Source organism: Pandoraea morbifera (assembly GCF_902459575.1).
In the GTDB taxonomy this organism is placed as follows: Bacteria; Pseudomonadota; Gammaproteobacteria; order Burkholderiales; family Burkholderiaceae; genus Pandoraea; species Pandoraea morbifera.
On sequence record NZ_CABPSD010000011.1, the window covers coordinates 1 to 25,060 of the forward strand.

The 25,060-nt window shown below is 62.6% G+C and carries 24 protein-coding genes; all 24 read left to right on the forward strand.

The features are described 5' to 3' along the window. Positions 1-656 precede the first annotated feature (656 nt). The 24 genes from mnmG (at position 657) to PMO31116_RS17440 (ending at position 25,046) form a co-directional block, all read left to right on the forward strand. A complete protein-coding gene (gene mnmG / locus PMO31116_RS17325; protein ID WP_150567830.1) occupies positions 657-2,636 on the forward strand; it encodes a tRNA uridine-5-carboxymethylaminomethyl(34) synthesis enzyme MnmG in 1,980 nt (659 codons plus the stop codon). A gap of 12 nt (positions 2,637-2,648) precedes the next feature. Next, on the forward strand, positions 2,649-3,329 hold the full coding sequence (gene rsmG, locus PMO31116_RS17330; RefSeq protein ID WP_150567831.1) for a 16S rRNA (guanine(527)-N(7))-methyltransferase RsmG: 681 nt from the start codon (positions 2,649-2,651) through the stop codon (positions 3,327-3,329). Then, positions 3,326-3,910 carry a lipocalin family protein gene (locus PMO31116_RS17335; protein WP_023598326.1) on the forward strand — a complete coding sequence of 195 codons (585 nt, stop codon included), beginning with the start codon at positions 3,326-3,328 and terminating at the stop codon, positions 3,908-3,910. Before rsmG ends, PMO31116_RS17335 begins: the two co-directional genes overlap by 4 nt. A 200-nt stretch (positions 3,911-4,110) precedes the next feature. Further along, positions 4,111-4,881 (forward strand): ParA family protein, encoded by a 771-nt coding sequence (locus PMO31116_RS17340; protein ID WP_023598327.1) that lies wholly within the window; start codon positions 4,111-4,113, stop codon positions 4,879-4,881. Positions 4,882-4,908: 27 nt separating this feature from the next. Beyond that, positions 4,909-5,808 (forward strand): ParB/RepB/Spo0J family partition protein, encoded by a 900-nt coding sequence (locus PMO31116_RS17345; protein ID WP_150567832.1) that lies wholly within the window; start codon positions 4,909-4,911, stop codon positions 5,806-5,808. A 138-nt stretch (positions 5,809-5,946) separates the two neighbouring features. Next, positions 5,947-7,065, forward strand: coding sequence for an SLC13 family permease (locus PMO31116_RS17350; protein WP_150567940.1), 1,119 nt, complete (start codon positions 5,947-5,949; stop codon positions 7,063-7,065). A gap of 244 nt (positions 7,066-7,309) precedes the next feature. Further along, positions 7,310-7,813, forward strand: coding sequence for an ATP synthase subunit I (locus PMO31116_RS17355; RefSeq protein ID WP_150567941.1), 504 nt, complete (start codon positions 7,310-7,312; stop codon positions 7,811-7,813). Between the two features lie 67 nt (positions 7,814-7,880). Then, positions 7,881-8,729: a F0F1 ATP synthase subunit A gene (gene atpB, locus PMO31116_RS17360; protein ID WP_150567833.1), complete on the forward strand. Its 849-nt coding sequence runs from the start codon at positions 7,881-7,883 to the stop codon at positions 8,727-8,729. Positions 8,730-8,813: 84 nt separating this feature from the next. Beyond that, the gene (gene atpE / locus PMO31116_RS17365; protein ID WP_010807762.1) at positions 8,814-9,080 is read left to right on the forward strand and encodes a F0F1 ATP synthase subunit C; all 267 of its coding nucleotides are present in this window, start codon (positions 8,814-8,816) and stop codon (positions 9,078-9,080) included. 125 nt (positions 9,081-9,205) lie between these two features. Beyond that, positions 9,206-9,676 (forward strand): F0F1 ATP synthase subunit B, encoded by a 471-nt coding sequence (locus PMO31116_RS17370; protein WP_150567834.1) that lies wholly within the window; start codon positions 9,206-9,208, stop codon positions 9,674-9,676. 2 nt (positions 9,677-9,678) lie between these two features. After that, positions 9,679-10,209 (forward strand): F0F1 ATP synthase subunit delta, encoded by a 531-nt coding sequence (locus PMO31116_RS17375; RefSeq protein ID WP_023598333.1) that lies wholly within the window; start codon positions 9,679-9,681, stop codon positions 10,207-10,209. Positions 10,210-10,259: 50 nt separating this feature from the next. Further along, complete coding sequence (gene atpA, locus PMO31116_RS17380) at positions 10,260-11,801, forward strand: F0F1 ATP synthase subunit alpha (protein ID WP_023598334.1); 1,542 nt, start codon at positions 10,260-10,262, stop codon at positions 11,799-11,801. Between the two features lie 88 nt (positions 11,802-11,889). After that, positions 11,890-12,777: a F0F1 ATP synthase subunit gamma gene (gene atpG / locus PMO31116_RS17385; RefSeq protein WP_150567835.1), complete on the forward strand. Its 888-nt coding sequence runs from the start codon at positions 11,890-11,892 to the stop codon at positions 12,775-12,777. Positions 12,778-12,838: 61 nt separating this feature from the next. Beyond that, the gene (gene atpD, locus PMO31116_RS17390; protein WP_023598336.1) at positions 12,839-14,230 is read left to right on the forward strand and encodes a F0F1 ATP synthase subunit beta; all 1,392 of its coding nucleotides are present in this window, start codon (positions 12,839-12,841) and stop codon (positions 14,228-14,230) included. Positions 14,231-14,377: 147 nt separating this feature from the next. Next, positions 14,378-14,794 carry a F0F1 ATP synthase subunit epsilon gene (locus PMO31116_RS17395; RefSeq protein WP_023598337.1) on the forward strand — a complete coding sequence of 139 codons (417 nt, stop codon included), beginning with the start codon at positions 14,378-14,380 and terminating at the stop codon, positions 14,792-14,794. A 360-nt stretch (positions 14,795-15,154) separates the two neighbouring features. Then, positions 15,155-16,873, forward strand: a complete 1,719-nt coding sequence (locus PMO31116_RS17400) for an AMP-binding protein (protein ID WP_150567836.1) — start codon at positions 15,155-15,157, stop codon at positions 16,871-16,873. A 113-nt stretch (positions 16,874-16,986) separates the two neighbouring features. Continuing rightward, a complete protein-coding gene (locus PMO31116_RS17405) occupies positions 16,987-18,198 on the forward strand; it encodes a Bcr/CflA family multidrug efflux MFS transporter (RefSeq protein WP_150567837.1) in 1,212 nt (403 codons plus the stop codon). Positions 18,199-18,808: 610 nt separating this feature from the next. Further along, positions 18,809-19,126, forward strand: a complete 318-nt coding sequence (gene flhD, locus PMO31116_RS17410; RefSeq protein ID WP_023598340.1) for a flagellar transcriptional regulator FlhD — start codon at positions 18,809-18,811, stop codon at positions 19,124-19,126. Positions 19,127-19,192: 66 nt separating this feature from the next. Then, complete coding sequence (gene flhC, locus PMO31116_RS17415; RefSeq protein ID WP_150567838.1) at positions 19,193-19,789, forward strand: flagellar transcriptional regulator FlhC; 597 nt, start codon at positions 19,193-19,195, stop codon at positions 19,787-19,789. A gap of 117 nt (positions 19,790-19,906) precedes the next feature. After that, positions 19,907-20,767: a flagellar motor stator protein MotA gene (motA, locus tag PMO31116_RS17420; protein ID WP_023598342.1), complete on the forward strand. Its 861-nt coding sequence runs from the start codon at positions 19,907-19,909 to the stop codon at positions 20,765-20,767. A gap of 12 nt (positions 20,768-20,779) precedes the next feature. Then, the gene (motB, locus tag PMO31116_RS17425; protein WP_150567839.1) at positions 20,780-21,781 is read left to right on the forward strand and encodes a flagellar motor protein MotB; all 1,002 of its coding nucleotides are present in this window, start codon (positions 20,780-20,782) and stop codon (positions 21,779-21,781) included. 17 nt (positions 21,782-21,798) lie between these two features. Next, a complete protein-coding gene (locus tag PMO31116_RS17430) occupies positions 21,799-22,182 on the forward strand; it encodes a response regulator (protein ID WP_150567840.1) in 384 nt (127 codons plus the stop codon). 60 nt (positions 22,183-22,242) lie between these two features. Continuing rightward, positions 22,243-24,513, forward strand: a complete 2,271-nt coding sequence (gene cheA / locus PMO31116_RS17435; protein ID WP_150567841.1) for a chemotaxis protein CheA — start codon at positions 22,243-22,245, stop codon at positions 24,511-24,513. 17 nt (positions 24,514-24,530) lie between these two features. Then, complete coding sequence (locus PMO31116_RS17440) at positions 24,531-25,046, forward strand: chemotaxis protein CheW (protein ID WP_023598346.1); 516 nt, start codon at positions 24,531-24,533, stop codon at positions 25,044-25,046. Positions 25,047-25,060: the final 14 nt, after the last annotated feature.

Genomic DNA, 25,060 nt, shown 5'->3' on the forward strand with positions numbered 1-25,060 from the left:
TGAGAGAGATCATCATGAGGACGCCGTTCCACGTGAAACAGTCTCTGGTTTCACGACGGGCTTTCGGGCGTTGGATTAGCGAAGCTTGCCGGTGCCCTGACGGAGCGACTTTAAGGTGGAGCGCAGTCGGGGTGCCGGTGAGCTTCGCGGCCCGGAGGTGGGAGAGGGGGAAGTGGCGGTGGGCGGGATGGGGTGTTGTGAACGGCGAGGGATTGAGAGAGATCATCGTGAGGGTGCTGTTCCACGTGAAACGGTCTCTGGTTTCACGACGGGCTTTCGGGCGTTGGATTGGCGAAGCTTGCCGGTGCCCTGACGGAGCGACTTTAAGGTGGAGCGCAGTCGGGGTGCCGGTGAGTTTCGCGGCCCGGAGGTGAGTGAGGTGACGCCATGGTTGAAGGAAATGGCACGAACGGAGTGCCCGAATCGCAGCAACCGAACACCAGAAGTCAGCCTCGCCAAGGACATGCCGTCTTCCGACAGCGCCATCAGGATAGCCCCGAATGTGAGCCACACTCCGGACATCCGTCTCCAAAATCGTCACTTTCCACGCACGTTTCACGTGAAACATCTTCACGGTTACAAATGACGCACCGCAATACCGCTATAATTCCGCAATTACCGAATACTGAGAGTTTGCCGTCCGCGGCAAAATTGCGATGCTTTATCCGACCGAGTTCGATGTGATCGTGGTGGGTGGCGGCCATGCCGGCACCGAGGCTGCGCTCGCCTCGGCCCGCATGGGCTGTAAAACACTTCTGCTCACCCACAACATCGAGACGCTCGGCCAGATGAGCTGCAATCCCTCCATTGGCGGGATCGGCAAAGGCCATCTCGTCAAAGAAGTCGATGCGCTCGGTGGCGCCATGGCCGCAGCGACCGATGAGGGGGGTATCCAATTCCGTATCCTCAACTCCTCCAAAGGCCCCGCCGTGCGTGCGACACGCGCCCAGGCCGACCGTATCCTCTACAAGCAGGCCATTCGCCACCGGCTTGAAAATCAGCCCAACCTTTGGCTCTTTCAACAAGCCGTCGAAGACCTCATCGTCGAGGGTGAGCGCGTCGTGGGTGCCATCACCCAAGTGGGGCTGCGCTTCCGCGCCCGCGCCGTGGTACTCACCGCAGGGACCTTCCTCGATGGGAAAATCCACGTCGGCCTAAACAACTATGTCGGCGGACGCGCCGGAGATCCCGCAGCCGTCAGCCTCTCCGCCCGGCTCAAAGAGTTGAAGTTGCCGCAAGGTCGGTTGAAAACCGGTACGCCGCCGCGTATCGATGGCCGGTCAATCGATTTCTCCGTGCTCGAAGCACAGCCCGGTGACCTCGATCCCGTGCCCGTATTTTCGTTTCTGGGTCGCCCCGAGCAGCATCCGCAGCAAGTCCCGTGCTGGGTAACCCACACCAACGAACGCACGCACGACATCATCCGTGCCGGTCTCGACCGTTCGCCCATGTACACCGGCGTCATCGAAGGGGTGGGGCCGCGCTACTGCCCGTCGATCGAAGACAAGATTCATCGCTTCGCCGACAAGACATCGCACCAGATCTATCTCGAGCCCGAAGGCCTCACCACCAACGAGTTCTACCCGAACGGCATCTCCACCAGCCTGCCTTTCGACGTCCAGCTCGAGCTCGTGCGCTCAATGAAGGGCATGGAGAACGCCTATATTCTCCGTCCGGGTTACGCCATCGAGTACGACTACTTCGATCCGCGCGGCCTGCGCAGCTCACTCGAAACCCGCGTCATCTCCGGGCTTTTCTTCGCTGGCCAGATCAACGGGACCACCGGTTACGAAGAAGCCGCCGCCCAGGGGCTGCTCGCCGGCATCAATGCCGCACTGCAAGTCCAGGGCCGCGAGGCATGGTGCCCGCGTCGCGATCAAGCCTATCTCGGCGTGCTCGTCGACGATCTGATCACCCGTGGCGTGTCAGAACCGTATCGCATGTTCACCAGCCGCGCCGAATACCGCCTGTCCTTGCGCGAAGACAACGCCGACATGCGACTCACCGAGATCGGCCGGGAACTGGGCGTCGTGGACAACGTCCGTTGGGAGGCGTTCTGCCGCAAGCGTGACGCTGTTTCACGTGAAACAGAACGACTCAAAACCACCTGGGTGAATCCGAAGACCTTCCCCGCAGAAGACGCCGAGCCGCTGCTGGGTAAAGCCATCGACCATGAATACTCGTTGGCCGACCTGCTGCGCCGTCCAGAAGTGGGGTACGACGCACTGATGGCCGTGCAGGGCGGCCGACTGGCGCCCGAAGGGCCACTGTCCGACGATCCGCTGCAGGCAAATCAGATTCGGGAGCAGATCGAGATCGCCGTCAAGTACCAGGGCTATATCGATCGCCAGGCCGACGAAATCGTGCGCAAGGAAGCCAACGAGAATACCGTGCTTCCCGCAAACATCGATTACAACGACGTCCGGGGATTGTCCATCGAGGTCCGCCAGAAACTCAATGCGCAGCGTCCCGAGACACTCGGACAAGCCTCGCGCATCTCCGGTGTCACCCCAGCGGCCATCTCGCTGCTGATGATCCACCTCAAGAAGGGACTCGGGCGCCGTCGTGCGCCGGAGATCTCCGCGACCGATGCCGATGCCGCTGCCGCCGATAGTGGCGGGCAGCATGCAGCCTGACGCGGAGCGCCCATGACGTCTTCGCGACAATCCGCCGGTCACGGCGGTCGTGACCTGGCTACGCTCCTCGCCAACGGCATCGCGCAGCTCGGCCTGTCGATCAGCGACGAGCAACAGGCGCGTCTGCTCGACTACCAGGCGTTGCTGGCAAAGTGGAACGCTTCGCTACAGATGACCTCCATTCGCGATCCGCAGCAAATGGTCGTCAAGCATCTGCTCGATTCGCTCTCCATCCTGCCGCGTCTTGATCGTGAACCAATTTCACGCATCCTTGACGTTGGCTCAGGCGGTGGATTGCCCGGCGTCGTACTCGCCATCGTGCGGCCCGACTGGCAGGTCACCGTCAACGACATCGTTCACAAAAAGACCGCCTTCCTCACCCAGGCGCGTGCAACGTTCAAGCTCACCAACCTGACCGTAGTGACCGGCCGCGTCGAATCTTTGGGCGTCGGCAAGGAAGTCCCCGCGCCCTTCGACGCGATCGTGTCGCGCGCTTTCGCGGAACTGCGCGACTTCGTCACGCTGGCACGCCATCTGCTCGCCCCAGGTGGCAGCTTCTGGGCCATGAAGGGCGTGGCGGCGGAAGACGAACTGACGCTGCCCGACGGCTGCGAACTGGTCGAGCGTCTGCCGCTGCACGTCCCGTTTCTCGACGCCGAGCGTCATTTGCTCCGCGTAAAGGTAACCGCATGAACAAGATGACCCGCTGGGCCGGGGCCGTCATGGTCGGGTTTTCGGTCGTGGCCGCCGTTGCCTGGGCGCAGTCCGGGCAGGAATCGCTCACGACTCGCGTACGTCCCGTACAGAAGATCGAAAAAGCGCGATATGTCGGCACTTGGTACGAAATAGCACGCTACCCGAATTTCTTCGAGCGAAAATGTGTGTCGGACGTGACCGCCGAATACGTGGCGCGGCCCGACGGCAAAATCGAAGTCACCAACAAGTGTCGCAAGGACGACGGTACGTGGGTCAGCGATACCGGACTTGCCCGAACCGACGGGCAGGGCACCGGTACCGCGCGCTTCAAGGTGACCTTCGCACCGGACTGGTTACGCTGGATTCCCTGGCTTTGGGCCAACTACTGGGTTATCGTGCTCGACGGTGACTATCAGTATGCCGCTGTCGGAGAGCCGGGCCGGGAGTATCTCTGGATCCTCTCGCGAACCCCGACAATCGACGACGACACCATGAATCAGATGCGAGCACAGCTGCGCAAGCAGGGCTACGACACCGACAAGCTGGTGATGACGCCCCAAAAGGCGAGCGCTCCCTGAACCCCACGCGCCGGTGCGTCCGACGCCGGCCAGTTCAGGCAAAATCTGAGCTTTGCTCAGGTAATCGAATTGTCGGGAAGTGTCGTGTTGCACACGGCATTCCCGCTCGCATCACCGGCTTGATCCCGGCATCATCAGCATCAATCGCACCAAGCGCAACAACCGCATCAACCAGGCAGCATTCGGAGGACTACATCGGCATGGCGAAAATTTTCTGCGTGGCCAATCAGAAGGGCGGCGTCGGCAAGACGACCACCACGGTGAACCTCGCTGCCGGACTGGCGTCGCACGGGCAGCGTGTCCTGTTGGTCGACCTCGATCCGCAGGGAAATGCGACGATGGGTAGCGGCATCGACAAGGCTGCGCTCGAGACGAGCGTGTATGAAGTGCTGGTCGACGGCGCCGATGTCGCTGCCGCATGCCAGCGCTCGGAGTCGGGCAACTACGACGTGTTGCCGGCGAACCGCGAACTGGCCGGCGCGGACGTGGAACTCGTCTCGCTCGAGAATCGCGATACTCGCCTCAAACAGGCGCTCGCCAAAGTCGACGACGCGTACGACTTCGTGCTCATCGACTGCCCGCCAACGCTGTCGCTGCTCACGCTCAACGGCTTGTGTGCCGCGCACGGCGTGATCATTCCGATGCAGTGCGAATATTTCGCGCTCGAAGGGCTCTCGGATCTCGTCAATACGATCAAGCAGGTGCACGCGAATCTGAACCGCGACCTGAAGGTGATCGGTCTGCTGCGTGTGATGTTCGATCCGCGCATCACCTTGCAGCAGCAAGTCTCAGAGCAGCTCAAGGAGCACTTCGGCGACAAGGTTTTCAACGCGATCATTCCGCGCAATGTGCGACTGGCGGAGGCCCCGAGCTATGGCATGCCGGGCGTGGTCTTCGACCCCGCGTCGCGCGGTGCGAAGGCGTATCTCCAATTCGGCGCGGAAATGATCGCGCGCATTCAAACTATGTAAGGCGCATTCGCGCAGGAACGCATTGTCATGGCGACCAAGACCAACGCACTGAAAAAAAAGGGCCTGGGCCGCGGCCTCGAAGCGCTGCTCGGCGCACACGCCGATAACCACAATGGGGCCACGCAGGCGAGCGAAGACGGCGTGCCGTCGGTGATGGCGCTCGAGCGCCTTCAGGCCGGCAAGTATCAACCGCGCACGCGCATGGACGAGGGCGCACTGCAGGAACTCGCCGCAAGCATCCGTGCGCAGGGGCTGATGCAGCCGATTCTGGTGCGTCGTGTCGATGGTGAGAAGTACGAAATAATTGCGGGCGAGCGACGCTTTCGCGCCGCGCGTATCGCCGGACTCACGGAAGTGCCGGTGTTGGTGCGCGACGTCGCCGATGAAGCGGCCGCCGCCATGGCGCTCATCGAGAATATTCAGCGCGAAGATCTGAATCCGCTCGAAGAGGCACAGGGCATTCAACGACTGCTCGGCGAATTCAATTACACGCACGAACAGGCCGCCGAGTCGCTTGGACGTTCGCGCAGCGCAGTGTCTAATCTGTTGCGCCTGCTCAATCTCGCCCAACCCGTGCAGACGATGCTGCTCGCGGGCGATCTCGACATGGGACACGCACGTGCATTGCTCGCCGTCGATGCCGCCACGCAGATCACGCTCGCGAACCAGGTCGTGAACAAGCGTTTGTCCGTGCGCGATACCGAGCGCATCGTGAATGCGTCGCTCAAGCCGCAGGGCGACGGCATTCGCAGGCGTTCGGCCGAGGAGGGCGGGCGCGACGTCACCCGTCTCGAAGAAGAACTGTCGGACCTGCTCGCCTCGAGCGTGAAGATCAAGCTCGGGCGCAAGGGCGCGGGACAACTCACCATCGAATTCGGCAGCCTCGACGCCCTCGATGGCATTCTTGCGCGCATTCGCGCCGAGTAAGTTCGATCTACTGAATCTTCCGCCGTGAGCCAACCTACCGGTGATCCGGTGCGCAAGGACGAGGCGACGCCAGTGTCGCAGGCGCCGTCTCGCCTGCCGTCAGCCGCAACGGCCGCGCATGGGACCTTTCGCGCACGCGTGGCACGCGCGCTTCGCGTGACGTTCGAGCGCGTGCGCAGCGATCCCGTTCTGCTCATTTTGCTCGTTGCGTTCGTCGTCCTGCAATTGATGCGGCCGGCGAGTGCCGCGACGTTGTTCGCTCGGATCGACCGGCACACGATCCTCACGCTCGCAGGGTTGTTGATGCTCACCCGCGCCATCGATCAGAGCGGCTTTCTCGACTGGCTCGCGCAGCGCCTGCTGCGCGCGTTTCGCACGGAGCGGCGCCTGGCGTTGCTGATGGTGACGTTCGCGGCCGCACTCTCGACGCTGCTGACCAACGACGTCGCACTCTTCGCCGTGGTTCCCCTGGCACAGTCGCTCGCGCGGATCGCGCCCGTGCGGATCGAGCGGCTGATCATTTTTCTCGCGCTCGCGGTGAATGCGGGATCGAGCCTCACACCGCTTGGCAATCCTCAGAATCTCTTCCTTTGGCAGCAAAGTGGCATGGGCTTCGGGGCGTACGTGGTCATGATGGCGCCGATCACGCTCGCGTTGATGGCAATGCTGCTCGCGGTCTGCGTGTTCGCGTTCGACTCCCGCGCCCTGCATTTCCAGCGTCGAGGTCCGGCGCATGATGTGCGCTGGCCACTGCTCTGGATTGCCCTCGTGTTGTTCGCGGGTTTCGTGGCGCTAGCCGATCACGGTTACGCCGGCTGGGCGTGCGCCGCAGTCGTCGTGGTGCTCCTGGCGACGCGCCGCAACGCGGTGCTGGGCATCGACTGGTTGCTGCTCGCGATCTTCGTGCTGATGTTCGTAGTGCTGCGGGGACTGGCCGGCCTGCCCGAGATCCGTCAGGCGCTCGGGCACGTCGATTTCAGCGGAAGTGCGGCGGCCTATGTCGGCGCGGCCGTCTTGTCGCAGTTCATCAGTAACGTGCCCGCCGCCATCCTGCTCGCGGAGTACAGCCACAATTGGCCCGCGCTTGCCCACGGCGTCGCCGTCGGCGGGTTCGGACTCGCGGTCGGTTCGCTCGCCAATCTGATCGCATTGCGCATGGCGAAATCGAAGGCGATCTGGTGGCACTTTCATGTGCTTGCCGTCCCGTTTTACGTGGTGGCACTCGGCGTCGGGTGGCTTGCCCTGAAATGGGTCTGATCGCGCACGGAATGTCCCCCAGTTGGCCCGATCATGCGGCGTTTGCGCGCATTGCCGCGCTGCACCATGAGGAAAAACGCGGTCCTTGAGAGTTGGCGCCAAATCGAAGCATGCACTGCACAATTTCGGCGAATTTGTTGCGCGTTTCGATTGACTGGGGTTCGTAATGTCCCGTAAAATCTCGCGGATTTATCTGCTTGAAGAGCCCATTCGTTTTGCACGAGTCGGGCGGGGAGGCTACGAGATGACCGACGTACAACGGTCGAACTTGGAACCGAAACCGCAAGCGCCGGCACGTGCAGCATCAGAAGGTTGGGACGACGAGCAGGAACAAGAAACAATCGTTCCGCTCACGCGTGCGCAGGCCGAGCGCCTGTTCGGTCCCGATGTGGGGCGCGCGTCACGTGTGACTCCATTCAGGGTGGTGGGAGCCCAGGTACTGCTGTCGCTGGTTGCGACACTCGCCTGGTGGATGCTCTCGGCATCGCCACGAGACGCGGCGATGTCCGCATGGCTGGGCGGAATGATCGGTTGGATGCCGGGCGCATTGTTTGCGCTGCGGTTAAGGATGTCAGGTGATCGCCTCTCCGTCGGTTCGCTGGTGATGGGAGAAGCGATCAAGGTAGCAACGACGATCGCGTTGTTGGTGGCTGTAGCGTTCGGTTATCCCGGAATTCACTGGGTAGCGTTCCTCGTCACCTTTGTGCTGACGCTGAAGGCTTATTGGCTGGCGATGGCACTGAAGTAGCGGTGAGAACCGCTCACGCGTCGACACGCTACGTGTGCGGATTTTCATAATTGGGTGTTTGATCGCTATGTCAGTAGAAGCCGGCCACGCTCCGAACCCGTCGGAGTACATTTCGCACCACCTGCAGAACCTCGCGAGCTCGCATCAGACTAGCATCGTCGATTTTTCGATCATCAACTGGGACACGATGTTCTGGTCGATCGCGATGGGGGTCCTGGGCTGCTTCCTGCTTTGGGTGGCTGCCCGCAAGGCAACGTCTGGCGTGCCGGGCCGTTTCCAGGGCGCGGTCGAAATGCTCGTCGAAATGGTGGAAGACCAGTCGAAGAGCATCGTGCACGGCAATCGCGCCTTCATCGCACCGCTCGCGCTGACCGTGTTCGTCTGGGTCGCGCTCATGAACTCGCTCGATTTGCTGCCGGTCGACCTGCCGTCGAAGGTCATCAGCTGGGTGGGTCTCGACTCCATCATCACGCATCACCGCATCGTGCCGACGGCCGACCTCAACGGCACGCTCGGTATCTCTGTCGGCGTGCTGATCCTGATGCTGTTCTACAGCTTCAAGATCAAGGGCGCGGGCGGCTTCATGCACGAGCTGTTCACCGCACCGTTCGGCAACCACTTCCTGTTGTGGATCCCGAACCTGCTGCTCAACATCATCGAATTCTGTGCCAAGACCGTGTCGCTCGGTATGCGACTGTTCGGCAATATGTACGCCGGCGAACTGGTGTTCCTGCTGATCGCCCTGCTGGGCGGCATCTGGAGCTTTGGCGCAGATGCGTCGGTGCTGGGTTTTGTCGGCCACGTCATTGCCGGCACCGCATGGGCGATTTTCCACATCCTGATCGTGTTACTCCAGGCGTTCATCATGATGATGCTCACGCTGGTGTATATCGGCCAGGCGCACGACCATCACTGATTGGTTGTTGCGGTAGTCACGTGTTTCCCGGTTTTTCGGTTTTTCATATTTAAAGTTTCAAGTCTCTAACCAAAAGGAGTAATCATGCAAGCTTTCATCGCCAACATCCAGGGTCTGACCGCCATCGGTATCGGCATCATCATCGGTCTGGGTGCTATTGGCGCCTGTCTGGGTATCGCGCTGATGGGCGGCAAGTACATCGAAGCGTGCGCCCGTCAGCCCGAGCTGATGAACCCGCTGCAAACGAAGATGTTCCTGCTGGCCGGCCTGATCGACGCGGCATTCCTGATCGGCGTGGGCGTTGCCATGCTGTTCGCGTTCGCGAACCCGCTGCTGTCGAAGCTCGCTTAAGTTTCTTTCGGCCGGTCGCGCAATGATCTGCGCGGCCCACTGGACATGAACGGCGCGCCCAAGCCAGCTGGCACATTGGGGCGCGCTGTTTTGCCAATCGACTCGCATCACCGAAAGGAAACACCGTGAACATAAACGCAACTCTGTTCGCGCAAACCGTCGTGTTTCTGATCCTGGCATGGTTCACGATGAAGTTCGTGTGGCCGCCGCTGATCAAGGCTATCGACGAACGCGCGAAGAAAATCGCTGACGGTCTGGCTGCCGCCGACAAGGGCAAGGCCGAACTCGAAGCCGCCAACAAGCGCTCCACGCAAGCCCTCGCGGAAGCCCGCGACGAAGGCGCGAAGCGTATTGCCGACGCCGAGAAGCGCGCACTGGCCGTGGCCGACGAGATCAAGGCCCAGGCGCAAGCCGAAGCCGCGCGCATCATCGCCAACGCCAAGGCCGAAGCCGAGAACCAGGCCGTCAAGGTCCGTGAATCGCTGCGCGAGGAAGTTGCCGGTCTGGCCGTCAAGGGCGCCGAGCAGATCCTGAAGCGTGAAGTCGACGCCAAGGCCCACGCCGACCTGCTGAACCAACTCAAGGCAGAGCTCTGATCATGGCCGAACTCGCAACCATCGCTCGTCCGTACGCCGAGGCGTTGTTCCGCGTGGCCAAGTCCGGCGACCTGAATCGCTGGTCGGCGCTGGTGCGTGAACTGGCGCAAGTGGCAGCGCTGCCTGAAGTGGCCAACCTGGCCGACGATCCGAAAGTTACGCCGGCGCAAGTCGTCGACGTGCTGACCGCCGCCGTGAAATCGACCGACGCCGAAGTGCGCAACTTCGTCGCCGCCGTGGTCGACAACGGTCGTCTCGCGGCCATGCCGGAAATCGCCGAACAGTTCGAGGCGTTGAAGAACGCCGCCGCCGGTTCGGCGGATGCCACGATCGAAAGCGCCTTCCCGCTCGAAGGCGAGCAACTGACCTCGCTGGTCAAGGGCCTCGAGCACAAGTTCGGCTGCAAGCTCAACCCGACGGTGACGGTGGATCCGTCGCTCATCGGCGGCGTGCGTGTGGTGGTTGGCGACGAGGTGCTGGACACTTCGGTGCGCGCCCGCCTGGCGGCTATGCGGACGTCGCTGACGGCCTGAGGCCGGCGCGAAACGCCTGCGACGGCAAGAATTGAATATCAGGAGCACATATGCAACTCAATCCCTCTGAAATCAGCGAACTGATCAAGAGCCGGATTCAAGGTCTCGAGAGCGGCGCCGAAGTCCGTAACGAAGGCACCGTGATCTCGGTGACCGACGGTATTTGCCGCATTCACGGCCTGTCGGACGTGATGCAAGGCGAAATGCTGGAATTCCCGGGCAACACGTTCGGTCTGGCACTGAACCTCGAACGCGACTCCGTCGGCGCCGTGATTCTGGGCGAATACGAGCACATCTCGGAAGGCGACACCGTCAAGTGCACGGGCCGCATTCTCGAAGTGCCGGTCGGCCCGGAACTGAAGGGCCGCGTCGTCGACGCACTGGGCCAGCCGATCGACGGCAAGGGTCCGATCAACGCCAAGCAAACCGATGCCATCGAAAAGATCGCTCCGGGCGTGATCTGGCGTAAGTCGGTGTCGCAACCGCTGCAAACCGGTACCAAGGCTATCGACGCCATGGTGCCGATCGGCCGTGGCCAGCGCGAACTGATCATTGGCGACCGTCAGACGGGTAAGACCGCCGTGGCGATCGACACGATCATCTCGCAGAAGGGCAAGGGCGTGACCTGCGTGTACGTTGCGATCGGTCAGAAGGCCTCGTCGATCATGAACGTGGTGCGCAAGCTCGAAGAGCACGGCGCGATGGAATACACGATCATCGTGACCGCCACGGCGTCGGACTCGGCAGCCATGCAGTTCATCGCACCGTACGCCGGTTGCACGATGGGCGAGTACTTCCGCGACCGCGGCGAAGACGCGCTGATCATTTACGACGACTTGACCAAGCAAGCCTGGGCCTATCGTCAGATCTCGCTGCTGCTGCGTCGTCCGCCGGGCCGTGAAGCCTACCCCGGCGACGTGTTCTACCTGCACTCGCGCCTGCTCGAGCGCGCGGCTCGCGTCTCGGAAGAGTACGTCGAGAAGTTCACCAACGGCGAAATCAAGGGCCAAAGCGGCTCGCTGACGGCACTGCCGATCATCGAAACGCAAGCCGGCGACGTGACCGCGTTCGTTCCGACGAACGTGATCTCGATTACCGACGGCCAGATCTTCCTGGAAACCGACCTGTTCAACGCGGGCATCCGTCCGGCAATCAACGCCGGTATCTCGGTGTCGCGTGTGGGTGGTGCCGCGCAGACGAAGGTCATCAAGAAGCTCTCGGGCGGTATTCGTACCGACCTCGCACAGTACCGTGAGCTGGCTGCGTTCGCGCAGTTCGCCTCGGATCTGGACGAAGCGACCCGCAAGCAGCTCGAGCGCGGCCGCCGCGTGACGGAACTGCTCAAGCAGCCGCAATTCGCGCCGCTGCAAGTGTGGGAACTCGCTGTGTCGCTGTTCGCCGCCAACAACGGCTATCTGGATGATCTCGACATCGCTCAGGTGCTGCCGTTCGAAAAGGGTCTGCGCGAAGTTCTGAAGACCAGCCACGGTGCGCTCATCGGCCGTATCGAAGAGACGAAGGATCTCTCGAAGGACGACGAAGCCGCCCTGCACGCTGCGATCAAGGACTTCAAGAAGACCGGCGCTTACTAATCCGGTTGAATCGGCAACTATTCAACGGACCCGGGAAGGCGCGATGTTCAGGCAAGAGCGGACGTCGCGCCGAGACAAGGAGTAAGCAATGGCTGGAATGAAGGAAATTCGCGGCAAGATCAAGAGCGTGCAGAACACGCGCAAGATCACCAAGGCCATGGAAATGGTGGCCGCGTCGAAGATGCGCAAGGCGCAGGAACGCATGCGCCATGCCCGGCCGTACGCTGACAAGGTGCGCCAGATCGCCGCGCACATGGGGCAGGCGAATCCGGAATACCACCACCCGTTCATGGTGAAGCACGCCGACGCGAAAGCCGCCGGCGTCATCGTGGTCACGACGGACAAGGGTCTGTGCGGCGGCTTGAACACCAACGTGCTGCGTGCCGTGGTGGCCAAGATGAAGGACATCGAAGCGCAGGGCCTGAAGATCGAGGCCACCGCCATCGGCGGCAAGGGCTTCGGCTTCCTGAACCGCATCGGCGCCAAGGTGGTTTCGCATGTCGTGCAACTGGGCGACACCCCGCATCTGGACAAGCTGATCGGTGCGGTGAAGCTTCAGCTCGACGCGTACGCCGAAGGCAAGCTCGACGCCGTGTACCTGGCCTACAACCGCTTCGTCAACACGATGAAGCAGGAAGCCGTGGTGGAGCAACTGCTGCCGCTGCCCGAGAAGCTCGAGGGTGAGTCGGAAGAAGCGAGCGCGGTGCCGGCACAGCATTCGTGGGACTACATCTACGAACCGGATGCAAAGACGGTCGTCGATGCCCTGCTGGTGCGTTACGTCGAAGCCGTGGTGTATCAGGCAGTCGCGGAGAACATGGCGTCGGAACAGTCCGCCCGCATGGTGGCCATGAAGGCTGCGTCGGATAACGCGAAGACCGTGATCGGTGAATTGCAGATGGTCTACAACAAGGGCCGTCAAGCAGCGATCACGAAGGAACTGTCCGAAATCGTGGGTGGCGCCGCCGCAGTGTAAGCGGTGGCACGGGCCGATGCGCCGTCAGGCGAAATGAATTTGAGTATCTAAAGGAAAAGCGATGAGTACTGCTTTGATTGAAGGCAAGATCGTACAGTGCATCGGCGCCGTTATCGACGTGGAATTCCCGCGCGACAGCATGCCGAAGATCTACGACGCGCTCACCATGGAAGGTTCGGAGCTCACGCTCGAAGTCCAGCAGCAGCTGGGCGACGGCGTGGTCCGTACCATTTGTCTGGGTTCGTCCGAAGGCCTGCGCCGCGGCATGACCGTGCAGAACTCGGGTCTGCCGATCACCGTGCCGGTCGGCAAGCCGACGCTGGGTCGCATCATGGACGTGCTGGGTCGTCCGATCGACGAAGCCGGTCCGATCGCCAAGGATCACACCCGTTCGATCCACCAGAAGGCACCGGCATTCGACGAGCTGTCGCCGTCGACGGAACTGCTCGAGACCGGCATCAAGGTTATCGACCTGATCTGCCCGTTCGCCAAGGGCGGCAAGGTGGGTCTGTTCGGTGGCGCCGGCGTGGGCAAGACCGTGAACATGATGGAACTCATCAATAACATCGCCAAGGAACACGGCGGTTATTCGGTGTTTGCCGGCGTGGGCGAGCGTACCCGTGAAGGGAACGACTTCTACCACGAAATGAAGGACTCGAACGTTCTGGACAAGGTCGCGCTGGTGTACGGCCAGATGAACGAGCCGCCGGGCAACCGTCTGCGTGTGGCGCTGACCGGCCTGACGATGGCCGAGCACTTCCGTGACGAAGGTCGCGACGTGCTGTTCTTCGTGGACAACATCTACCGTTTCACGCTGGCTGGTACCGAAGTGTCGGCACTGCTCGGCCGTATGCCGTCGGCCGTGGGCTATCAGCCGACGCTGGCTGAAGAAATGGGTAAGCTGCAAGAGCGTATTACGTCGACCAAGACTGGCTCGATCACGTCGGTGCAGGCCGTGTACGTGCCTGCCGATGACTTGACCGACCCGTCGCCGGCAACCACCTTCGGTCACTTGGACGCCACCGTCGTGCTCTCGCGTGACATCGCCTCGCTGGGTATCTACCCGGCGGTCGATCCGCTCGACTCGACCTCGCGTCAGATCGATCCGAACGTGATTGGCGAAGAGCACTACACGGTGACCCGCCGCGTGCAATCGACGCTGCAGCGTTACAAGGAACTGCGCGACATCATCGCGATTCTGGGTATGGACGAACTGTCGCCGGACGACAAGCTCGCCGTGGCTCGCGCGCGTAAGATTCAGCGTTTCCTGTCGCAGCCGTTCCACGTGGCGGAAGTGTTCACGGGCTCGCCGGGCAAGTACGTCCCGCTCAAGGAAACGATCCGCGGCTTCAAGATGATCGTCGACGGTGAGTGCGACCACCTGCCGGAGCAGGCGTTCTACATGGTTGGCACGATCGACGAAGCGTTCGAAAAAGCCAAGAAGATGCAGTAAACGGTTGAGTGCCGGGCGACGGAGGGGTCTCGCGAGAGGTGCCTCCCTATCCCGGCAGGTGACTGTTGCGGGGCGGGGTAGCGAAGCGAGGACGGCAACGTCCGGACCGGCGCGCCTGCCGCTTCATCACACTCAACGGGAGCGATTATGGCAACCATTCACGTAGACGTCGTCAGCGCGGAAGAGGAAATCTTCTCGGGTAAGGCGCGCTTTGTGGCGCTGCCGGGCGAAGCCGGCGAGCTGGGCATTCTGCCGGGCCACACGCCGCTGATCACGCGTATCAAGCCGGGCGCGGTGCGTATCGAGGACGAAGCAGGCAACGAGGACTTTGTCTTCGTGGCCGGCGGCATTCTCGAAGTGCAACCGGGCACGGTGACCGTGCTCGCCGACACCGCTATCCGCGGCAAGGATCTGGACGAGGCGAAGGCTGCCGAGGCCAAGCGCCGCGCCGAGGAAGCCCTGTCGAACAAGGAATCGAACATCGAGTACGCGACTGCCCAGGCCGAACTGGCCGAAGCGATCGCTCAACTCGCTGCGATCCAGAAGCTGCGCAAGGTGAAGTAAATCCGAATCGCCGTTGCGGCGACCGCGAGGTCGACGCATCGCGCGACGCGCGTCGAAGCGCAGGACGGTATCCCTTCGATACTGTCGTACGCGTCGATCGAGCGAATCGAAAGCCCCATGCATGATCATGCGTGGGGCTTTTGTTTTGTTCATGCCCTCGGCCACGCGCCAGTCGTTGACGTCGCTCAACTCAGGGCCATCCCCACTCGTCCCGTCCTGGGAATTACGTTAACGTAAACGTCAATCCAATGTGACGCGCTATTGTTATGGAGACATGCCCCTCATCGTCGGTCCGACGATTGCCGGGCTGCGCCACGTGACAGCATTTCGCCACTTCAGCATTGCTTCAGGAGACAAAGCATGGAAAGCCGGGAAGGTGCGGGCGTTGTACCTCGTAATGGACTGTCGTATGTGAAGGGTGATACCACCGTACCGCTTTCGACGTTGACGGTATTCGGTCTGCTTGCCGAGACAGCAGCGAAGTTTCCGGAGCGGCAGGCCGTGGTATTTCGCGAGCAGGGCGTGGACTGGACGTGGCGCGAATTCATTGCGCATGTCGATACCTTCGCTGCCGGGTTGCTGGCGTTGGGGCTGAAGAAGGGGGATCGGGTCGGGATCTGGTCGCCGAACCGCGTCGAATGGCTGGTTACGCAGTTCGCCACCGCCCGTGTCGGGCTCGTGCTCGTGAACATCAACCCGGCATACCGGCTCGCCGAGCTGGAATACGCGATCAACAAGGTGGGCTGCAAGGCGCTCGTGGCGGCGGAGTCTTTCAAGACGTCGCGTTACCTCGACATGCTCAATGCGCTGGCACCGGAACTGGCCGTGTGCAAACCCGGCGAACTGAAGTCGGAGAAGCTGCCCACCCTGCGCACCGTGATTCGCATGGGGCAGGGCGTTACGCCCGGCATGATGAACTTCAGCGACGTGGTCACGCTCGGCGCCGATGCCGATCTGGATACCCTGCGTGCGATTTCCGACGGACTCGACTGCTTCGAGCCCATCAACATTCAGTTCACCAGCGGCACGACGGGCAGCCCAAAGGGCGCCACGCTCACGCATCACAACATCGTCAACAACGGCCGGTTCATCGCCATGGCGATGCGCTTTTCCGAGCGTGACAGCCTGTGCATTCCGGTACCGTTCTATCACTGCTTCGGCATGGTGCTTGCCGTGCTCGCCTGTGTATCGACGGGAGCGACGATGGTATTCCCGGGGGAGGCGTTCGATCCGAAGGCCACGATGGCGGCCGTCTCCGAGGAAAGTTGTACGGCCCTCCATGGCGTGCCGACCATGTTCATCGCGCAACTCGATCATCCGGACTTCGGCGACTATCACTTCGAGTCGCTGCGCACGGGCATCATGGCGGGTTCGCCGTGCCCGATCGAGACGATGAAGCGGGTGATCAGCCAGATGCACATGAGCGAAGTGACCATCGCGTACGGCATGACGGAGACAAGTCCGGTGTCGTTCCAGACGACCACCACCGACCCGCTCGAGAAGCGCGTGACGACGGTCGGGCGCGTACAGCCGCATCTCGAAGTGAAGCTCGTCGATGCCGCGGGCGAGATCGTTCCGGTCGGAGAGAAGGGCGAGCTTTGCACCAAGGGTTATTCGGTGATGCAGGGCTACTGGGACGACGAGCCGCGAACGCGTGAAGCAATTCGCGACGGATGGATGCATACCGGCGATCTCGCCACGCTCGACGAGGAGGGCTATTGCAACATCGTCGGCCGGGTGAAGGACATGCTCATTCGCGGCGGCGAGAACATCTACCCGCGTGAAATCGAGGAATTTCTGTTCCGGCATCCGAAGGTGCAGGCCGTTCAGGTCTTCGGCGTGCCCGACGCCAAGTACGGTGAGGAGGTCTGCGCCTGGATCATTCTCAAACCGGGACAGAGCGCCACCGAGGACGACATCCGCGACTTCTGCAAGGACCAGATTGCTCACTACAAGATTCCGCGCTACATCCGTTTCGTCGACGAGATGCCGATGACCGTCACGGGCAAAGTGCAGAAGTTCGTCATGCGCGAGCAGATGGTCGAATCGCTGGGGCTCTCCGAGGCGAAAACGGCCTGACGGCGCCCCTCGGCATGTCTCGTCCGCGGCTCGACGCGGGCGGGCGTCTGCTTATTTTTTGAGCGAAGCCTGGGGTAATGCCGTATCATTCGGGATTACCCTAGGTCTCGCCCATGCCATCCCATACTTTCCGCACGGTTTTCGTTCTCGGCATTCTGTCGGCCATCGGCTCGTTGTCGATCGACATGTATCTGCCTGCACTCCCGAGCATCGCTCAGGAACTGAATACTACCGACGCGGCGGCGCAGTTCTCGCTGGCGTCGTTCTTCATCGGGCTCGGTCTGGGACAGTTGCTGCACGGCCCGCTCGCCGACCGCTTCGGGCGCAAGCGCCCGTTGTATGCCGGACTGGCGCTTTACACGCTTGCCTCGGCGGGCTGCGCGCTGGCGCCGAATATCGAGACATTGATCGTTTGCCGCTTCATTCAGGCGGTGGGTGGCTGTGCGTGTTTCGTCATCGCCCGCGCCATGGCTCGCGATCTGTTCGACACGAGTACGGTGGCCCGCGTGCTCTCGCGCATGACGCTGATCATGGGCGCCGCGCCGATTCTCGCGCCGCTCATCGGTGGACAGGTGCTGATGTTCGTCGGCTGGCGCTGGATCTTCTGGGGGCTGACGGTGTTTGGCGCGGCATGCTTTGCGATGGCCGTCTACTGGCTGCCCGAGACGCGCCAGGCGCTCCGACAGGCGCGCAACTGGCTGACAACCGCGTGGCACAACTATGGCGCGTTGCTGGGCGATCGGGAATTCATGGGCAATGCGCTTGCGGGCGGCGTGTCGCAGGCGGGCATGTTCGCCTACATCACCGGTTCGCCCTTCGTATTCATCAACCTTTACGGCGTCGATCCGGCGCACTACGGCTGGCTGTTCGGCCTGAACGCCTGCGGGATCATCGGCGGTTCGCAGATCAACGCCTATTTGCTGCGCACTCGCCGGCCGGCTGACGTGTTACGTCGTACCAACAACCTCGTTGCCGTGCTGGGCCTGCTGATGCTCACGGTGGCGGCGCTTGGCGTGGGCGGGCTGGTCATGCTGATGGTGCCGCTCTTTGCCTACGTCACGAGCCTGGGTTTCTCGCAGCCGAATGCCATCGCCGAGGCGCTGAACCGGCAGCATCACCGCGCCGGGGCGGCGTCGGCGCTGCTGGGCGCGTTGCAATTCCTCGCGGCTGCCGGCGCCGGTGCCGCGGTGGGGCTGCTGCACGCGCGCTCGGCGGTGCCAATGGCGGCCGTCATGGCGGTGTGCGGCGTGCTGTCCTGGTGCTTTCACACCGTACTGATTCGCCGGGCGGGTGCGCATGCGCCGCCCGCGTCCGGGACGGTGTGACGTGCGGATCCGCGAGACGACCGCCATTCGCGAGTGATCCGGCAATCGCTTGCGGGAGTTTCACGACGGCCTGGCAATATTCCCTGTCAGTGATCGTCACCCGGGATGCGGACGTCGGAAAGAAGGACTCAGGTGGCCGATTGCAGTTTTCGCCACGCCGCCGAGGCGATTGGGGAACTGATTCGAGAGCTTTCCTTCCAAACAGGGAATTTGGCGTGCCGGCCGACACCTGTAACAGTTTGTAATTGCGCTGTTCCAGCGTGTTCGTAATCGGCAAAGTACGCTCCAGGCCTACCTTGCGCCGCCCCCTGAAATTTTTTGCAAGGTTGGCTAAAGTTCGGCTCGATGCAGCCGAAATACAGTCAGATAGTAAAGCGCAGCTTTGTGAAATTTTCATGAAGCGTCACGCTGTCGAAACCGACCGTTTTCCCCAAACGCGTCGCAGGGAGCGCTCGTCTCCCGGATGTAGGAAAAACTCCTACAATAAACTTCCGCTTTTCTTGCTTCCCCCTGTAGTTTTTCTCCGATTTCTTTATCTTTCTCCCTTGTCCACAATGCGAGGGAATAAACAGTAGTACCGCCAGATTCATCCATTGCGCCGGGGGGCCGCATGCGAAACAGCGAAACACTGAACGAGATTCGGGAATTGAATCTCTCCTACCTTGTCCTGGCTCAGCGCCTGATCCGGGAGGATCGCGCGGCGGCCATGTTCCGCCTGGGCATCAGCGACCAACTGGCCGACGTGCTCGGCAGTCTCACACTGGCACAACTCGTCAAGTTCGCGGGGTCGAACCAGCTTCTGTGCCGATTTCGATTCGACGACCACGTGATTCTCTCGAGCCTCACGCATGGCGCGAAAGACGTGGGTATGCAGCAGTCTCATGCTTCGATTCTCTTGGCGGGCCAGCCCGTCGAGCAGATCGGGTAAGTTCGCGACGCACACTGTGCCGCCCGGCGGGTGGCGCTTCGTGTGACTTGCCAGGAAAGCCTGACCATGCGTACCAAAAGCGTCGTACTCGAAGCCCGCGAGATCCAGCTGGCCATCGAACTGATCGAACTCGGCGCCCGCCTCCAGCTCCTGGAAGCGGAAACGAGCCTGAGCCGCGACCGGCTCATCAAGCTGTACAAGGAACTGAAGGGCGCCTCGCCGCCCAAGGGCATGCTGCCGTTCTCGACCGATTGGTTCGTGACTTGGCTGCCGAACATCCATTCGTCGCTGTTTCACAACATCTACCGCCATCTCGTGCAGTACGGCGGCTGCCAGGGCATCGAGGCCATCGTGAAGGCCTACCGCCTGTACCTGGAACATGTGGAGCTGCATGGATGGGAGCCGGTGCTCGGCTTCACCCGCGCGTGGACCCTCGTGCGGTTCTTCGACAGCAAGATGCTGCAAATGACGCCCTGCACGCGCTGCGGCGGCCATTTCGTCACGCACGCCCACGAGCCGCACGGCCAGTACGTCTGCGGACTGTGCGCACCGCCTTCTCGCGCGGGCAAGACCCGCAAGGCCAAGCACGCGCACGCCGCCGATCTGGCGCCGGCCGTGGCCACGTCGGCGCCCGATACCGATATTTCCCCGTTGGCCGCCTGAAAGGGCGGGTTTGTCACGAGGTCGCACCCCCTACAGTTTCCCTGCGTGTCTGCCGTTAAGCCCTCTGAACAGGAAGGAATTTTTCCGTAGACGTATTTTTGCGAGAGGTATCCGGCAGTGCTTGTCGTCATTGGTTACATCATCGTTCTGGCATCGGTCTTTGGCGGCTTCGTCATTGGCGGAGGCCACTTGGGCGCGCTGTTTCAGCCGACCGAGCTGCTGATCATCGGTGGCGCGGGCGTCGGCTCGTTCGTGGTGGGCAACAACAGCAAGGCGATCAAGGCGACGATGAAAGCGCTGCCGATGCTGTTCAAGGGCTCGAAATACACCAAAGAGCTGTACATGGAGCTGATGGCGCTCCTGTACGTGCTGCTCGCCAAGGCGCGCAAGGACGGCATGCTCGCCATCGAAGGCGATGTGGAAGATCCGGCATCCAGCCCGGTGTTCTCGCAGTATCCGCGCATTCTCGGCGAGCCGCGCATCATGGAGTTCCTGACCGATTACCTGCGTCTGATGGTCAGCGGCAACATGAACGCGTTCGAGATCGAGAACCTGATGGATCATGAGATCGAGACCTACCGTCATGAGGGCGAAGTGCCCGCGCACTGTCTGCAGAAGACAGGCGATGCGATGCCGGCGTTCGGCATCGTGGCCGCGGTGATGGGCGTGGTGCACACCATGGCGTCGGCCGACCAGCCTCCGGCGGTGCTGGGTGCGCTGATCGCGCAGGCGCTCGTGGGGACCTTCCTCGGCATTCTGCTGGCCTACGGTTTCATCTCGCCGCTGGCGCAACTCATCGAGCACCGCATCAATGAATCCGTCAAGCTCTACGAATGCATCAAGGTCACGCTGCTGGCGAGCCTGAACGGCTATGCGCCGGCACTTTCGGTCGAATTCGGCCGCAAGGTGCTGTATTCCACGGTACGTCCGTCGTTCGCCGAGCTCGAAGAGCACGTGCGGCAGGTCAAGGCACGTTGACGGGCGGCAGCAATGAGCGAGAAAGAAGAGCGGCCCATCATCGTCAAGCGCCGCAAGGCTGGCGGGCATGGGCATCACGGCGGCGCCTGGAAGATCGCATACGCCGACTTCATGACGGCCATGATGGCGTTCTTCCTGCTCATGTGGCTGCTCAGCTCCGTGAGCAGCAAGGAACTCACGGGCATTGCCGAGTACTTTCGCACGCCGCTGGCCGTCGCCTTGATGGGCGGGCGTAACGCGGCGGACAACAGCGGCGTCATTCCCGGCGGCGGTACCGACACCACGCGTACCGACGGCCAGAAGTCGCGTGGCGACCAGGTCAAGTCGCGCCAGGCGATGTCGGCCGAGCTGGCCGAGCGCGCCGACGCGCAACGTTTGCGCGAACTCAAGGCGCGCATCGAAAAAGCCATCGAAAATAACCCCACGCTGCGGCAATTCCGCAAGCAGTTGCTGATCGACGTGACGACGGAAGGTTTGCGCATCCAGATCGTCGACGACCAGAACCGCCCGATGTTTGCCAACGCGAGCGCGCAGGTGCAGCCGTACATGCGCGACATCCTGCGCGAGATCGGCAAGTCGCTCAACGACGTGCCCAACCGCATCAGCCTGTCGGGTCACACCGACGCCACGGCCTACGCACAGGGCGACAAGAGCTACAGCAACTGGGAGCTGTCCGCCGATCGCGCGAACGCCTCGCGCCGCGAGCTGATCGCGGGCGGGCTCGACGGCGAGAAGGTGCTGCGCGTGGTGGGGCTCGCTTCCACTGTGCCGCTCGATCGCGACAACGCTTACAACCCGATCAACCGCCGCATCAGCATCATCGTGCTCAATCGTCGTGCCGAGCAGTCGGTCAAGCATGAAGGCGACCAGCCGACGATCGACGCCGCAAACGCGCGCGGTGCCGGCATGGACGCGGTCAACGCCGTCATGAACGGAACACTGCCTGCCGTGCCGAGCGTGCCTTCGCCGCCCGAGCCGCCGGCCGCGCCCGGCGCCACGCCGACAGCGCGATAACCGACAAGAGGAGACGCATGCAGGCCCTTCGCAACACGATTCTCGCCGTCGACGATTCCGCGTCGATGCGCCAGATCCTGGCAGCCACGCTCGACGAAGCGGGCTACGCCGTGACGACCGCTCGCGACGGACAGGAAGCGCTGGCCCTTGCGTCGCAAGCGACGTTCGATCTGGTGCTGACCGATCAGCACATGCCGGGCATGGACGGTCTGTCGCTCATTCGCGCGCTGCGCGGGCTCGACGCGTTTGCCGAGACCCCGATCCTGGTGCTTACCACCGAGGTCGACGGCGCATACAAGACGGCGGCCCGCGAAGCGGGCGCCAGCGGCTGGCTGATCAAGCCGGTCGACCCCGAAGCACTCGTCGACGTCGTCGGGTCACTCGTCGGCGCAGGCGCATGACGAAGGCGCGGACGGCGGAGATGGCGTCGATGGCACAACCAAGTTAGGACGAGGAAACCGGTGGATATCACCCAGTTCTACCAGACCTTTTTCGATGAAGCGGAAGAGTTGCTCGCCGAGATGGAGCACCTGCTGCTCGCACTCGACGTGAGCGCGCCGGATAACGAGCAGCTCAATGCGATTTTTCGCGCTGCCCACTCGATCAAGGGCGGCGCCGCGACGTTCGGCTTCACCGCGCTCACCGAGACCACTCACCTGCTGGAAAACCTGCTCGACCGCGCCCGTCGCGGCGAACTGCAGTTGCGCACCGAGATGGTCGACACCTTCCTGGAAACCAAAGACGTGTTGCATCAACAGCTGAATGCCTACCGCGCCTCCAGTGAACCCGATGCCGAGGCCATGACGCGCATCTGCGCGGTGCTCCAACAGCTCGCTGCCGAAGGCAACGGTGCGCCGGTCTCCGCCGCGCCTGTCACGCCGTCCGCGCCGACGCCTGCAGCACCCGCGGCACCTGCCGTCGCGACGCCGACCGTCGCGGGGGGCGATGCCCCGGCCGCAACGCCGACCGTCGCGGGGGGCGATGCCCCGGCCGCAACGGCGAGCGGTGCGCCGACCAGCGCCGTGCCGGCAGGCCAGACGCGCCTCAAAGTCACGCTGACCGGGGTGGGCGAGAAGGACCAGGCACTGCTCGCCGAGGAGCTCGGCAATCTGGGGCAGGTGGCCGGGCGTCAGTCGACCGAGAACGCGCTGCATCTGTGGCTCGACACCACGTGCGACGCCGACGACATCCTCGCGGTGTGCTGCTTTGTGATCGAGCCATCGCAGATCGATGTGCAGGACGCCGCAGCAGCCGAGGCTGCCGCACCCGCCGCTATCCCGGAAGCGCCAGCCGCTGGGCCGGTCCAGACGTCCGAGATCTTCGCGCAAATGCCCGCGTCCGCCGCGCCGATCGAAGTGCCGCCGGTCGTCGCCGCGCCCGAGGCTGCCGCCGTCGAAGCGCCGGTGCCGCCCCCGACTGCCGAACCGATCGTCGTACCGCCCGCCGCGCCCGTACCGCAGGCAGGCGCCGGCACGGGTAACGGCGGCGGTGCCCAGCACCCGCCCGAAAAGCGTGCCGCCGCACCCGCCGGCGGCGCCGCGGGCCATGAAAACAGCTCGATTCGCGTGGGCGTGGAAAAGGTCGACCAGCTCATCAACCTCGTGGGCGAACTGGTGATCACGCAGGCCATGCTTGCCCAGACGGCGAGCAGCCTCGACCCGATGCTCCACGATCGCCTGTTCAACGGCATGGGGCAGCTCGAGCGCAACGCGCGCGACCTGCAGGAAGCCGTGATGTCCATCCGCATGATGCCGATGGATTACGTCTTCTCGCGCTTCCCGCGCCTCGTTCGCGATCTCGCGACCAAGCTCGGCAAGCAGATCGAGCTCGTGACGTTCGGTCAGGCGACCGAACTCGACAAGAGCCTGATCGAGCGCATCATCGATCCGCTTACCCACCTCGTGCGCAACAGTCTCGATCACGGCATCGAAACCACGGAACTGCGCGTGGCGTCGGGCAAGGATCCGGTCGGTCAGCTGGTGCTGTCGGCGGCCCATCAGGGCGGCAACATCGTGATCGAAGTGAGCGACGACGGCGCAGGCCTGCGGCGCGAAAAGATTCTTGCCAAGGCGCAGCAGCAAGGGCTGCCGGTCTCGGACTCGATGTCCGACGAGGAAGTCTGGCAACTGATCTTCATGCCCGGCTTCTCCACGGCGGAAGCGGTGACCGACGTGTCGGGCCGTGGCGTGGGCATGGACGTCGTCAAGCGCAACATCCAGCAGATGGGCGGTCATGTCGAGATTCTGTCCACGCGCGGCAAGGGCACCACGATCCGCATCGTGCTGCCGCTCACGCTCGCCATTCTGGACGGCATGTCGGTCAAGGTCGGCCCGGAAATCTTCATCCTGCCGCTGAACTTCGTGATGGAGTCGCTGCAACCGCGCCGCGACGACATTCGCGCCGTGACGGGCGAAGGCCAGGTCGTGCTGGTGCGAGGCGAGTATCTGCCGCTCGTGGAGCTGCATCGTGCGTTCGACGTGCCCGATGCGCGCCTCGATCCGACGCAGGGGATCATCGTGATCCTTCAGGCGGAAGGCCGTCGTTTCGCGTTGCTCGTCGACGAGCTGGTCGGTCAGCAGCAGGTCGTGGTGAAGAACCTCGAAACCAATTACCGCCGTATTCACGGTATTTCCGCCGCCACCATCATGGGTGACGGCAGCGTGGCATTGATCGTCGACGTGGCGGCGCTCCAGCGCGGCCAGCGCTCGGCGGCGGCCACGATCTTCAACTGAAGTCGGAGACGCGTCAGATGGACAACCTTTCGCAAGAGCACGCCGTGTCGCGCCAGGGCGGCGCGATGCAGACCGATGGCGACGGTCAGGAATTTCTCGTCTTCACGCTCGGTGAGGAGGAGTACGGCATCGACATCCTGAAGGTGCAGGAAATCCGCGGCTACGACGCCGTCACGCGCATCGCCAATGCGCCGGATTTCATCAAGGGCGTGATCAATCTGCGCGGCATCATCGTGCCGATCGTGGACATGCGCATCAAATTCCGACTGGGGCGCGTGGAGTACGACACGCAAACGGTCGTGATCATCCTGAACGTGGCGGGGCGCGTGGTCGGCATGGTGGTCGACGGCGTGTCCGACGTGCTGACGCTCGCACGCGGCGAAATCAAGCCGGCGCCCGAGTTCGGCGCGCAACTGGCCACCGAGTACATCACGGGGCTGGGCACGGTCGAAGGCCGCATGCTGATCCTGATGGATATCGAAAAGCTGATGACCAGCTCGGACATGGCGCTGATCGAGCGTCTGGCGAGCTGAACGACCGGATGACG

Excerpts from the sequence above, each read along its gene's own strand:
- mnmG (WP_150567830.1), top strand. The coding sequence starts at position 657 with ATGCTTTATCCGACCGAGTTCGATGTGATCGTGGTGGGTGGCGGCCAT.
- rsmG (WP_150567831.1), top strand. The coding sequence starts at position 2,649 with ATGACGTCTTCGCGACAATCCGCCGGTCACGGCGGTCGTGACCTGGCT.
- PMO31116_RS17335 (WP_023598326.1), top strand. The coding sequence starts at position 3,326 with ATGAACAAGATGACCCGCTGGGCCGGGGCCGTCATGGTCGGGTTTTCG.
- PMO31116_RS17340 (WP_023598327.1), top strand. The coding sequence starts at position 4,111 with ATGGCGAAAATTTTCTGCGTGGCCAATCAGAAGGGCGGCGTCGGCAAG.
- PMO31116_RS17345 (WP_150567832.1), top strand. The coding sequence starts at position 4,909 with ATGGCGACCAAGACCAACGCACTGAAAAAAAAGGGCCTGGGCCGCGGC.
- PMO31116_RS17355 (WP_150567941.1), top strand. The coding sequence starts at position 7,310 with ATGACCGACGTACAACGGTCGAACTTGGAACCGAAACCGCAAGCGCCG.
- atpB (WP_150567833.1), top strand. The coding sequence starts at position 7,881 with ATGTCAGTAGAAGCCGGCCACGCTCCGAACCCGTCGGAGTACATTTCG.
- atpE (WP_010807762.1), top strand. The coding sequence starts at position 8,814 with ATGCAAGCTTTCATCGCCAACATCCAGGGTCTGACCGCCATCGGTATC.
- PMO31116_RS17375 (WP_023598333.1), top strand. The coding sequence starts at position 9,679 with ATGGCCGAACTCGCAACCATCGCTCGTCCGTACGCCGAGGCGTTGTTC.
- atpA (WP_023598334.1), top strand. The coding sequence starts at position 10,260 with ATGCAACTCAATCCCTCTGAAATCAGCGAACTGATCAAGAGCCGGATT.
- atpG (WP_150567835.1), top strand. The coding sequence starts at position 11,890 with ATGGCTGGAATGAAGGAAATTCGCGGCAAGATCAAGAGCGTGCAGAAC.
- atpD (WP_023598336.1), top strand. The coding sequence starts at position 12,839 with ATGAGTACTGCTTTGATTGAAGGCAAGATCGTACAGTGCATCGGCGCC.
- PMO31116_RS17395 (WP_023598337.1), top strand. The coding sequence starts at position 14,378 with ATGGCAACCATTCACGTAGACGTCGTCAGCGCGGAAGAGGAAATCTTC.
- PMO31116_RS17400 (WP_150567836.1), top strand. The coding sequence starts at position 15,155 with ATGGAAAGCCGGGAAGGTGCGGGCGTTGTACCTCGTAATGGACTGTCG.
- PMO31116_RS17405 (WP_150567837.1), top strand. The coding sequence starts at position 16,987 with ATGCCATCCCATACTTTCCGCACGGTTTTCGTTCTCGGCATTCTGTCG.
- flhD (WP_023598340.1), top strand. The coding sequence starts at position 18,809 with ATGCGAAACAGCGAAACACTGAACGAGATTCGGGAATTGAATCTCTCC.
- flhC (WP_150567838.1), top strand. The coding sequence starts at position 19,193 with ATGCGTACCAAAAGCGTCGTACTCGAAGCCCGCGAGATCCAGCTGGCC.
- motB (WP_150567839.1), top strand. The coding sequence starts at position 20,780 with ATGAGCGAGAAAGAAGAGCGGCCCATCATCGTCAAGCGCCGCAAGGCT.
- PMO31116_RS17430 (WP_150567840.1), top strand. The coding sequence starts at position 21,799 with ATGCAGGCCCTTCGCAACACGATTCTCGCCGTCGACGATTCCGCGTCG.
- PMO31116_RS17440 (WP_023598346.1), top strand. The coding sequence starts at position 24,531 with ATGGACAACCTTTCGCAAGAGCACGCCGTGTCGCGCCAGGGCGGCGCG.